Source organism: Bosea sp. 124, assembly GCF_003046175.1.
Classification (GTDB): domain Bacteria; phylum Pseudomonadota; class Alphaproteobacteria; order Rhizobiales; family Beijerinckiaceae; genus Allobosea.
In genome coordinates this window covers 2,941,301-2,952,307 of record NZ_PZZM01000001.1, presented here as the reverse complement: position 1 = coordinate 2,952,307, position 11,007 = coordinate 2,941,301, and the positions used below count along the sequence as shown (strand labels likewise).

General features: G+C 66.3%; 9 protein-coding genes. 4 read left to right on the top strand and 5 right to left on the bottom strand.

Annotated elements, in window-relative coordinates; genetic code table 11:
• The first annotated feature begins 33 nt into the window (after positions 1–33).
• The 4 genes from iolD to C8D03_RS13935 all read left to right on the top strand — a co-directional run bounded on the left by iolD (position 34) and on the right by C8D03_RS13935 (position 4,837).
• Entirely contained in the window at positions 34–1,884 is a 1,851-nt protein-coding gene (iolD, locus tag C8D03_RS13950; protein WP_108046933.1) for a 3D-(3,5/4)-trihydroxycyclohexane-1,2-dione acylhydrolase (decyclizing), read from the top strand.
• A 55-nt stretch (positions 1,885–1,939) separates the two neighbouring features.
• Entirely contained in the window at positions 1,940–2,824 is an 885-nt protein-coding gene (gene iolE, locus C8D03_RS13945) for a myo-inosose-2 dehydratase (RefSeq protein ID WP_108051637.1), read from the top strand.
• Positions 2,825–2,931: 107 nt separating this feature from the next.
• The gene (gene iolB / locus C8D03_RS13940) at positions 2,932–3,729 is read left to right on the top strand and encodes a 5-deoxy-glucuronate isomerase (protein WP_108046931.1); all 798 of its coding nucleotides are present in this window, start codon (positions 2,932–2,934) and stop codon (positions 3,727–3,729) included.
• A gap of 121 nt (positions 3,730–3,850) precedes the next feature.
• Entirely contained in the window at positions 3,851–4,837 is a 987-nt protein-coding gene (locus tag C8D03_RS13935; RefSeq protein WP_181300968.1) for an OmpA family protein, read from the top strand.
• Between the two features lie 69 nt (positions 4,838–4,906).
• Here C8D03_RS13935 and C8D03_RS13930 read toward each other — a convergent pair whose 3' ends face one another.
• From C8D03_RS13930 to C8D03_RS13910, 5 genes are all read right to left on the bottom strand, one after another.
• The gene (locus C8D03_RS13930) at positions 4,907–5,230 is read right to left on the bottom strand and encodes a hypothetical protein (RefSeq protein ID WP_108046927.1); all 324 of its coding nucleotides are present in this window, start codon (positions 5,228–5,230) and stop codon (positions 4,907–4,909) included.
• An 81-nt stretch (positions 5,231–5,311) separates the two neighbouring features.
• On the bottom strand, positions 5,312–7,078 hold the full coding sequence (locus C8D03_RS13925; protein WP_465246443.1) for a dipeptide ABC transporter ATP-binding protein: 1,767 nt from the start codon (positions 7,076–7,078) through the stop codon (positions 5,312–5,314).
• Positions 7,079–7,081: 3 nt separating this feature from the next.
• On the bottom strand, positions 7,082–7,930 hold the full coding sequence (locus tag C8D03_RS13920; RefSeq protein WP_108046925.1) for an ABC transporter permease: 849 nt from the start codon (positions 7,928–7,930) through the stop codon (positions 7,082–7,084).
• A 223-nt stretch (positions 7,931–8,153) separates the two neighbouring features.
• A complete protein-coding gene (locus C8D03_RS13915; RefSeq protein ID WP_108046922.1) occupies positions 8,154–9,185 on the bottom strand; it encodes an ABC transporter permease in 1,032 nt (343 codons plus the stop codon).
• 172 nt (positions 9,186–9,357) lie between these two features.
• Complete coding sequence (locus C8D03_RS13910; RefSeq protein WP_108046920.1) at positions 9,358–10,965, bottom strand: ABC transporter substrate-binding protein; 1,608 nt, start codon at positions 10,963–10,965, stop codon at positions 9,358–9,360.
• Positions 10,966–11,007 lie beyond the last annotated feature (42 nt).

Here is an 11,007-nt window from a genome sequence, read left to right as displayed (position 1 = left end):
ATCCGGTTATGTCGCAGAGATTCGGAACCCGAAATGACCGCCACCATCCGCCTCACCATGGCGCAGGCGCTGACGCGCTATCTCAGCCGCCAGATGACAGAGATCGACGGACAACGCCTGCCGATCTTCGGCGGCGTCTGGGCGATCTTCGGCCATGGCAACGTCGCGGGCCTGGGCGAGGCGCTCTGGCACGAGCGCGAGCGCCTGCCGACCTTCCGCGCCCATAACGAGCAGGCCATGGCCCATGCGGCCATCGCCTATGCCAAGGCCTATATGCGCCGCCGCTTCATGGCCGCCACCACCTCGATCGGCCCGGGCGCGACCAACCTCGTCACCGCCGCCGCGCTGGCCCATGTCAACCGCCTGCCCGTGCTGCTGCTGCCGGGCGACGTCTTCGCCGGCCGCATCCCCGACCCCGTACTCCAGCAGGTCGAGGATTTCGGCGACGGCACCGTCTCGGCGAATGACTGCTTCAAGCCCGTCTCGCGCTATTTCGACCGCATCACCCGCCCCGAGCAGATCATCCCGGCACTCGCACGCGCCATGCAGGTGCTAACCGACCCGGCCGAATGCGGCCCGGTGACGCTCGCGCTCTGCCAGGATGTGCAGGCCGAAGCCTATGACTATCCCGAGGGCTTCTTCGAGGAGCACCTGTGGACGCCGCGTCGCCCGCGCCCGGACCGCACCGAACTTCAAGCCGCAGCATCCGCCCTCAAGAGCGCGAAGAAGCCGCTGATCGTCGCCGGCGGCGGCGTGCTCTATTCCGGCGCCTGCGACGACCTCGCCCGCTTCTCGACCGCGACCGGCATCCCGGTCTGCGAGACGCAAGGCGGCAAGTCGGCCCTGCCCGATGACGCCCCCCTCAACATGGCCGCGATCGGCGTCACCGGCACCACGGCCGCCAACCGCCTCGCAGCGGAAGCCGACCTGATCCTCGCCGTCGGCACGCGCCTGCAGGATTTTACCACCGGCTCCTGGTCGCTGTTCGACGCCCCTCGGAAAGCGATCATCGGCCTCAACGTCCAGGCGTTCGATGCCGGCAAGCACCGCGCCCTGCCGTTGGTCGCCGACGCCCGCGAGGGGCTGACCGAACTCTTCGCAGCGCTCGGCAACTGGCAGGCCCCCGAGAGCTGGACCGACAACGCCAGGGCCGGCAAGGCCCACTGGCGCAAGGCGGCCGACGCGGTCACCGCCGCCAGCAACGCCGCCCTGCCCTCGGACGCGCAGGTCATCGGCGCCGTCCAGCGCACGCTCGGCTCGGACGTCATACTGCTGCATGCCGCCGGCGGTTTGCCCGGCGAATTGCACAAGCTCTGGCAGGCCGGCCCGCCCGGTTCGTATCACGGCGAATACGGCTTCTCGTGCATGGGCTACGAGATCGCCGGTGGGCTCGGCGCGAAGATGGCGCGGCCCGGCAAGGAGGTCGTCGTCATGGTCGGCGACGGCTCGTATCTGATGCTGAATTCCGAGATCGCGACCTCGGTGATGCTCGGCCTGAAGCTCACCATCGTCCTGCTCGACAACCGGGGCTTCGGCTGCATCAATCGCCTCCAGAACGCGACCGGCGGCGCCTCCTTCAACAACCTGCTGAAGGATGCCCGTCACGAGACGCTGCCCGAGATCGACTTCGTCGCCCATGCCGCGAGCCTGGGCGCGATCGCGCTGAAGGCGGCCTCCATCGCCGAACTTGAAACCGCGCTGGGCCGGGCGAAGACCAACGCCCGCACCACGGTCCTCGTCATCGACACCGACCCGTTGATCTCGACCGGCGCCGGCGGCACCTGGTGGGACGTGGCGGTGCCCGAGGTCAGCGAGCGGGCTCAGGTACGCGAGGCGCGGGCGAACTACGACGCCAGCCGGCAACGGCAGCGTATCGGCGACTGATGCAATCGCCGTCGCAATGACGACCTATCCGACGAGACATCGAGAGACCAACGACATGATCCGCATCGGCGCTAACCCCATCGGCTGGTCGAATGACGACATGCTGGAGATCGGCGGCGACATCCCGCTCGAAACCTGCCTGAGCGAAGCGCACGCAGCCGGCTTTACCGGCATGGAGCTCGGCAACAAGTTCCCGCGCGAGGCGGCCAGGTTGAAGCGGATCCTTGACGCGCATGGCCACGCACTCGTCTCTGGCTGGTATTCGACGGAACTGCTGGTCCGCGACGTCGCCGCGGAGATGGACGCCGTGAAGGCCCATGCCACCCTGCTGCGCGACATGGGTTGCACCGTGCTGATCGCGGCCGAGACCTCGAACGCGATCCATTCCGACATCGCCAAGCCGCTTTCCGCTCGCCCGGTGCTGGTGAAGGAGGCTTGGGCCGATTTCGGGGCGCGCTACACCAACTTCGCGCAAGCGGTGAAGGCCGAATACGGCCTCCAGCTCGTCTACCATCATCATATGGGCACCATCGTCCAGACCGAATCCGAGATCGACCGCTTCATGGCGGTGACCGGCGAGGCCGTCGGCCTGCTGCTCGACACCGGCCACGCCACCTGGGGCGGCGGCGACCCGGCCCGCATCGCCCGCCACTGGAAGCCCCGCATCCACCATGTCCATTGCAAGGACATCCGCGAGGCGGTGATGTGGCGCTCCAACAAGGAGGACTGGTCCTTCCTCGAATCCGTGCTCGCCGGCGTCTACACCGTGCCGGGCGACGGTCTGATCGATTATGTCCGCGTGCTGAAGGAGCTGAAGGGCTATTCCGGCTGGATTGTCGTCGAGGCCGAGCAGGACCCGAAGAAGGCCGAGCCGGCGACTTACGCGAAGCTCGGCCACACCAACCTCTCGCGCTTCATCAAGGAAGCGGGGCTGGGCTGAATACCCCGTCATTCTCGGGCGGAGCGAAGCGCAGACCCGAGAATCGCGTTCAGGAGATGCTCTGGCCGGGCCCGGGCATGACGCTCGCATTGGATAGGAAGCCAACCATGTCCCACCTTCTGGTCAAGCCCCAGGGCACACTCGGCCATGTCAGCCATGTCACGCCGCAAAGCGCCGGCTGGAGCTATGTCGGCTTCGACCTGCACCGCCTGAAGCCCGGCGAGACAGTCTCCACACCGACCGGCGATCGCGAGGCCTGCCTCGTCTTCGTCACGGGCAAGGGCGATGCGTCGGCCGGCGGCCAGGCTCTGGGCGAACTCGGCGAACGCATGTCGCCCTTCGAAGGCAAGCCCTGGTCGGTCTATGTTCCACAGGGCTCCGACTGGGCGGTCACCGCCACGACCAATCTCGAACTGGCGGTCTGCACGGCACCCGGCCTGAACGGCGGTCTGCCGGTGCGCGTCATCGGCCCCGACGATCTCGGCCAGGAAGTGCGCGGCAAGGGCACGAACACCCGCCACGTCACCAACATCCTGCCCGAGAACGAGCCGGCGGATTCTCTGCTCGTCGTCGAGGTGATTACGCCGGCCGGCAACACCTCGAGCTACCCGCCGCACAAGCATGACCAGGACGACCTGCCTCGGGAATCCTATCTGGAAGAGACCTATTACCACCGCCTCAACCCGCCGCAGGGCTTCGGCTTCCAGCGCGTCTACACCGACGACCGCAGCCTGGACGAGGCGATGGCGATCGAGGATGGCGACGTCGTGCTGGTGCCGAAGGGCTACCACCCCTGCGCCACCTGCCACGGCTACGATCTCTATTATCTCAATGTCATGGCCGGGCCGAAGCGGACCTGGAAGTTTCACAATGCCGCCGAGCATGCGTGGCTGACGAAGCTCTGAGCCACTTATCCTTCAAATGAAGGATGCGACCGCGCAGCGGGCCCGCCATCGTCGGCAAGCTGGTCCGGGTCGCCTTTCGTCTTCGATCGGAGCTCTCCCGCGGCCTTTGCGGAAGGCATCAATGAAGACGCTCCGTCTCCTGCTCGCATTCGCGCTCTCCTGGCTCGCTCCCTCCGCTGCCCTCGCACAGGATCATCCCCTTCTCGGGCGCTATGCCGATTCCAGGCAGGTCGGCTACAAGGTCGATGCCTATGACGAGGCCCGCATCATCACCGGCCCCTTCGCCGAGCGGACCAAGACGGAGCAGCGCGGCCCGGGCTGGGAGCTGGTCGAGGGCAAGGTCTTCACGCTCTACTACAAGCTGCCGGAGGGCCGCACGAGCCTCGAGGCGCTGCGCAATTACGAAGCGAGCCTGAAGGCGAAGGGCTTCGAGATCGGCTTCATCTGTTCGACAGAAGCCGGCGACTGCTTCACCGAGAGGCAGGGTTATCCGGGCCTCTTCCTGGGCCTCGCCCTCGACGGCAGGACCGACCTCCCCAAGCTCCAGCTCGGCGACTACGTCCGCAACTTCTTCGGCAACGGCAATGGCCGCTATCTCTATGCAAAGCTGAAGCGGCCAGCCGGCGCCGTACATGCCAGCCTGGCCTTTTCCGACGATGCCAACCGCGGCCGCGTCGTGATCGCCCGGATGATCGAGACCGGCAAGATGGACACCGGCATGATCAAGCTCACCGATGCCAACCAGCTCGGCCGGGAGCTGAACGACAACGGCAGGAGCAATGTCTACGGTATCCTGTTCGATGTCGACAAAGCCGAGATCAAGCCGGAATCCCAGCCCCAGCTCGCCGCCATCGCCGACCTGCTGAAGAAGAATCCGGGCCTCCGGCTCGATGTCCTCGGCCACACAGACAATCAGGGCAGCGCCGGCCACAATCTCAAGCTCTCGGACATGCGTGCCTTCGCGGTCGTCGCCGAATTGTCGCTGCGCTACGACATCGACCGTGCCCGGCTGAACCCGCTCGGCAAGGGCCTCGGCCAACCCGTCGCCTCCAATGCCGACGAGGCCGGCCGCACACTCAATCGCAGGGTTGAGCTGGTCAAGCGCTGAAGCGCTCGGCTCCAGAGCGTCATTCCCGGCTTGTCCCGGAAATCTCACGACCAGAGAGCGACCTGCTCGTCACGCCCCGCATTTGTAGACGGTCCCCGCGGTCGAGGGGCCCTTCCACTTGATGTCGGCGACCGGGGTCAGGACATGGGTCCCGCCCATATCGGCGGCCCGGATCTTGAGCCGGGCGAGGGCCGCATCGCGCGCCTTGTCGAGCACCAGGATCGCGTGCATCTCGGAGGCGCCATCGATCTCGCCGATCTGCTTGCAGGGCTCGACCACCCCCTTGTTGTCGGTCAGCACGACGATGTTCGAGCGCGAAGTCGGAACCGCGCAGGCGCCGAGCATCAGGGCTGGCACGAGCAGCGCGGGCAGCAGCAGGAAACGGTGCGACATCGGGAGCCTGTCCTGTGACGATAACAAAAGCAGCCGTCATGATCCGCCGCTTTGTCGCGATTTCAAGTCCGCGAAGCGATTTCAGCGCGCGGTCGGCCCGCCGAGATGCAGCACGGCCTCGAGCAACGTCCGCGCATAGTCGGTCTGGGGCTGGCTGAACAGTGCGAGGCTCTCGCCCTGCTCGACGATCCGCCCGTTCTGCATCACCACGGTGCGTTCGCACATCATCCGCACCACGTTGAGGTCATGGCTGACGAAGAGTAGCGCCAGATCGTCCTCCCGCCGCAGACGGTCGAGCAGTTGCAGGATCACCGCCTGCACCGAGACATCGAGCGCCGCCGTCGGCTCGTCGAGGATCAGCAGGCGCGGCCGGCAGGCGATGGCGCGCGCGATGCCGACGCGCGCCTTCTGCCCGCCCGAGAGCTGGTGCGGGAAACGCTCCAGCAAAGCGCTCGGCAGGCCGGCGCGCTCGGCGCATTCGCTGACACGGGCGGAGAGCGAGGCGCCATCCTTCATCCCGAGCAGGCGCCGCAGCGGGTGGGCGATGCAGTCGAAGGCGTTGAAGCGCGGATTAAGGCTGTCGGTCGGGTCCTGGAAGACGATCTGGATGTCCTTGCGCAGGGCCGAGCGATGGAAATCGCGCGCCGCCTGCGTACCGATCGCCTGCCCGTCGAACAGGATCTCGCCCTCGCTGGCGTCGATCAGCCGGCAGACCAGCCGCGAGATCGTGCTCTTGCCCGATCCGGATTCACCGACGAGGCCGAGGCTCTCGCCCGCCCTGATAGAGAACGAGACGTCGTTCACGGCGACGACGCCTCGGTCGTAGCGCTTCACGAGGTTCTGCACCTCGAGCAGCAGCGGTGTGCCGGGTGGGCGCCTTGTTCCCCGTGAGCCCTCATCCTGAGGAGCGATCGAAGATCGCGTCTCGAAGGATGTTCCAGGAGGCTCCGAGACCACTGGACCATCCTTCGAGAGGGCCGCTGACGCGACCTCCTCAGGATGAGGGCTACAGATGTCCGAGAATGGCGCGAGATCGGCAATCCTCGAGGTCGCGGTCGGCGAGGCCGCGACGAGGCGGCGGGTATAGGGGTGCTGCGGCGCGCTGAACAGCGCCAGCGGCTGTGCCTCCTCGACGACCTTGCCCTGCTCCATCACACAGACGCGCTGGCAGTAGCGCGAGGCGAGACCGAGATCATGCGTGATCAGGATCATCGCCATGTCGCGCTCGGCGGTGATCCTGGCAAGCAGGTCCATCACCGTCTTCTGCGTGGTGACGTCGAGGCCGGTCGTCGGCTCGTCGGCGATCAGCAGCTTCGGTTCGCAGGCGATCGCCATTGCGATCATGACGCGCTGGCACATGCCGCCCGAGAGTTCGTGCGGATAGGCGTCGAGCCGCTTCTCGGGGTCGCGGATCAGCACGGCCTTGAGCAGGTCGAGCGCCCGCGCCCGGCCCTCTCCGGCCGAGATCCGCTCATGGGCACTGAGCGCGTCGGCGATCTGCTGGCCGACCGTACGGATCGGGTTCAGCGCGCCGCGCGGGTTCTGGAAGATCATCGAGATCGCCGCGCCATGTAAGCGGCGCAACTGCTTCGACGAGGCTTTGGTGATGTCCTCGCCACCGAAGCGGATGCGACCCTGGCTGACGCGGCCCGACGCATCGAGCAGCCGCGTCACCGCGAAGGCCGTCACGGATTTGCCGGACCCGCTCTCGCCGACGACGCCGAGTGTCTCGCCAGCGGCCACGGAGAAGGAAACGCCACGCACCGCCTCGACCAGCCCGCGCCTTGTCGAGAACGTCACATGCAGATCTTCGATCGCGAGCAGCGGCCCGCCGTCAGCCATCGTCATGCATCACGTCCGCATGCGCGGGTCGAGGATATCGCGCAGACCATCGCCGAGCAGGTTGAAGCACAGCACGGTCAGCATCAGCGCCAGCCCCGGAAAGGCGACCAGCCACCATTTTCCGGTCGAGATGAAGCGCGCCCCTTCCGCCACCATGATGCCCCATTCCGGCGTCGGTGCAGAAACGCCGAGCCCGATGAAGGACAGCCCCGCCGCATTCAGGATCGCCCAGCCGAGATTGAGCGAGACCTGCACGGCCATCGCCGGCAGCACATTGGGCAGGAGAAAGCGCAGCACCACCGAGACATGGCTGTCGCCGCTGGCACGCGCGGCCTCGACCCAGCCGGCATTGCGCCGGACATTCACCTCGGCCCGCGCGAAGCGGATATAAAACGGCAGGTTGATGATCGCGGTCGCGATGACGATGTTCTCGACGCGGTTGCCGAGCGCCGCCACCATCGCCATCGCCAGCACGAACAGCGGAAACGCCATCAGCACGTCGACGAAGCGCCCGACATAGCGGTCGAGCCGCCCGCCGGTATAGCCGCAGAGCGCCCCAACCACCGCACCGAGCGCAAAGGACAAGGTCACCGCCGAGGCCGCAATGGCGAGATCGAGCCTGGCCGCCACGACCAGCCGGCTGAACACGTCGCGGCCGAGCTGGTCGGTGCCGGCCCAATACTTCGCGCTCGGCGGCTGCAGAGCGTTGGGCACGTCCGAGGCGATCGGATCGAACGGAACGATCCAGGGGCCGATCACCGCCAGCAGGCAGAGCAGGAAGGCCCCGGCGGCGGCAACGGCCGTGACCGGGTTGCCGCGCAGGATCCAGACGGTGTGGCGCAGCGTGGCAGAGGTCACGACAAGGCTCCCGCAGTGCCGCTGCCGCAACGCGCCCTCTCCCCCCTTGTGGGGGAGAGTTGGAGAGAGGGGGCGTGCCGCTTGGCGAGACAGCGAGGGAGACGCTGCACCGGTATGAGGCATTGGCTGGGCAAGCCGCCCGCTCCGGCTTTCCGCCCCCCACACCTGACCCCTCCCCACGAGGGGGAGGGGAACGAGCCCTTGCCTGAAGTCATTACGGCACTCATTCGACCGAAACCCGTGGATCGGCGATGCCGTAGAGCACGTCCACGGTCAGGTTCACCACGACGAAGATCGAGGCCATCAGCAGCACGAAACCCTGCACCGGCGCATAGTCCGACGCCAGCAGCGCATCGAGCGCATAGGAGGCGACACCCGGCCAGGAGAACACCTTCTCGACCAGCACATTGGCTCCGAGCATGGTCGAGAACACGATGCCCGCGATGGTCAGGACCGGCAGCAGCGCATTGCGCAGCGCGTAGGTGACGATCACCTTGGCCGGCGGCAGACCGAGCGAGCGGGCCGTGCGTACGAAATCGCTGCCGAGCGAGGCCAGCATCGCGGCGCGCGTGATCCGCGCCAGCGGAGCCACCACGAACAGCGCCATCGTAAAGGCCGGCAGCACGAGCTGGGCGGCCGCCGCGCGCCAGCCCTCCCAGTCGCCGGCCAGCGTGAAATCGATCAGCAGGAAACCCGTCACCACAGGCGGCTGCGAGGTGAAGATGTCGACGCGCCCGGTCGGATCGGGCGCCATCCCGAGCAGGTAGTAGAACGCGTAGATCAGCAGGAGGCCGGAGACGAAGGTCGGCACGCAGACGCCGAGCGCGCAGATGAAGCGCACGACATGGTCGATCCATGAGCCCTGCCGCAACGCCGCGGCGACGCCGAGCGGAATCGCCGTCAGCAGCGCAATCAGCAATGCCGAGAAGGTCAGTTCCAGCGAGGCCGGCAGACGCGACTTGAGGTCGGCCAGCACCGGCTGCCCCGTCGTCAGCGAACGCCCGAGATTGCCTGAGCCGATATCCCCGAGATAGCGCACCAGTTGCTCCGGCACGGGCTTGTCGAGACCCATCTGCTTGCGGATCATCTCGATCTCCTCCTTGCCGGCGCTGGGACCGGAGGCGAAGAACACCGCCGGATCGCCCGGCAGCACGCGCATCAGCAGGAAGGTGAAGACGAGCACGCCAAATAGCGCCGGCAGCGACGAAGCGAAGCGCCAGCCGGCCCGTTTGGCGGTGGTGGAGAGTTGCGACATTCCGATCTCTGCTTACTCACACCCGCAAGGTCGTCCCCGACAAGAGGCGAAGCCGCACCGATCCGGGGCCCATTCCGGAGCATAGCCGAAAAGCGCTCCGGAATGGGTCCCGGGTCTTCGCTTCGCTACGCCCGGGACGACCGACAGGTTCACAGAAAACCGCCAGACCGCCTCACTTCCGGCTGAGGTCGCGGAAGTCGATCTGCCGATGGAACTGGTAGACATAGCCGTCGATCGACGAGGCCATCACCGCATCCTGCGAGGGCTGCCAGAGCGGGATCTGCGGCATCAATTCGAAATGCCGCGTGTTCAGATCCTTGCCCAAGGCGGCGTATTTCGCCATGTCCGGCTCAAAACGGGCGGCCTGCGCCCATTCCGTGATCTTCTCGTCGTTCAGCGAGGCGTAGTTCCAGCGGATCGGGCCGATATAGAAATTGCGATAGAAGTAATCCATCGAGGGCAGCCAGGCGACGATGCCCTCGGTGAAGAACGGCACCTTCTTCTCGTTGATCAGCGTCGACATCTGCGCGTCCGGCAGCTTCTGGATCTCGACCTTGATGCCGATCTTGGCGAGCGATTCCTTGAGCAGCGCCGCCATCGGCTCGGCCGTGCTGGCCTGGCCGACATTGAACGAGAAGGTGGTCGAGAACCCGTCCGGGAAACCGGCCGCGGTCAGGAGCTTCTTGGCTTCGGCCAGGTCGGTTTTCAGCGGCTGCGGGATCGGGAAGATCGCCCCCGTCGGCGCCTTGCCATCGGCCCAGTTCGCGCCATAGAGCGGCGCGCCGCGGCCGAAAAGCGCCGCCTTGAACATGTCGTCATAGGGCAGCGTATAGGCGATCGCCTTGCGCACATCGAGCTTGTCGAAGGGCGCCATCTGGTTGTTGAACGAGACGAAGGTGATCGAGTTGTACTGCGGGGTCGAGATGACCTTGAGCTTGCCCTTCTTCTCGAGATCGGCGGCATCGGTCGCCTGCAGGTCGATGACGATGTCGGCATCACCCTTCTCGACGAGGTTGGCGCGGGTCGCGGCCTCGGGGATGGTCTGGGTGATGATGCGCTTGAAGCTCGCCAGCTTCTCGGCCGAACCGCGGTTCCAGTCCGGGTTGCGGCGCAGGATCGTGGTTTCGCCGGGCTTGAAACTCTCGATGATATAGGCGCCGGAACCGGCGGTGTTCTCCTTCAGCCAGGCCAGCGCCCAGGGGTCTTCAGGCGTGGCCTTCGACTTGGCAAGCTTGGAGTTGAAGATCACCGGATAGACGACGGCGAGATTGGCGAGCGCGAGCTTGTCGGGCTTCGGCAGCGTCACCTCGAAGGTGTGGGCGTCGATCACCTTGAACTGGTCGGCACTGGTCAGCGAGCCTGTCAGGAGCTGGCCCTTGCCGAGCACGTTTGCGGTGACGGCACGGTCGAGCGACCACTTCACGTCCTCGGCCGTGACGGGCGTGCCGTCATGGAACTTGGCGTCCTTGCGCAGGGCAAAGGTGATCTTCAGCCCGTCGGGGCTGAACTTGTAGCTCTCGGCGAGTTCGCCACGGAAATTGTCGAGGTCGAAGACCCATTTGCCGTCGAGCTGCTTCTTGCCGAAGGAGAGCAGACGGTCATAGGTCAGGAGCGACAGGCCGAAGGCCTCGCGGGTCGAGCCCGGGATGTTCGGGTCGAGCGTGTTGATCGCGGCGCCAGTGACGTGGCGCAGCGTCTCGGCGCGGGTCTGGGCCAGAACCGGCAGGGCTGTCGAGCTCAGGAGCGCCACCGCCAGGCAGGTCATCCGTACGATGGTCATGCTTTTCCCCTTTTCTTGAACGCAATCGACAGGTTGGTTCCG

Excerpts from the sequence above, each read along its gene's own strand:
- iolD (WP_108046933.1), top strand. The coding sequence starts at position 34 with ATGACCGCCACCATCCGCCTCACCATGGCGCAGGCGCTGACGCGCTAT.
- iolE (WP_108051637.1), top strand. The coding sequence starts at position 1,940 with ATGATCCGCATCGGCGCTAACCCCATCGGCTGGTCGAATGACGACATG.
- iolB (WP_108046931.1), top strand. The coding sequence starts at position 2,932 with ATGTCCCACCTTCTGGTCAAGCCCCAGGGCACACTCGGCCATGTCAGC.
- C8D03_RS13935 (WP_181300968.1), top strand. The coding sequence starts at position 3,851 with ATGAAGACGCTCCGTCTCCTGCTCGCATTCGCGCTCTCCTGGCTCGCT.
- C8D03_RS13930 (WP_108046927.1), bottom strand. The coding sequence starts at position 5,230 with ATGTCGCACCGTTTCCTGCTGCTGCCCGCGCTGCTCGTGCCAGCCCTG.
- C8D03_RS13925 (WP_465246443.1), bottom strand. The coding sequence starts at position 7,078 with ATGACGATGGCTGACGGCGGGCCGCTGCTCGCGATCGAAGATCTGCAT.
- C8D03_RS13915 (WP_108046922.1), bottom strand. The coding sequence starts at position 9,185 with ATGTCGCAACTCTCCACCACCGCCAAACGGGCCGGCTGGCGCTTCGCT.
- C8D03_RS13910 (WP_108046920.1), bottom strand. The coding sequence starts at position 10,965 with ATGACCATCGTACGGATGACCTGCCTGGCGGTGGCGCTCCTGAGCTCG.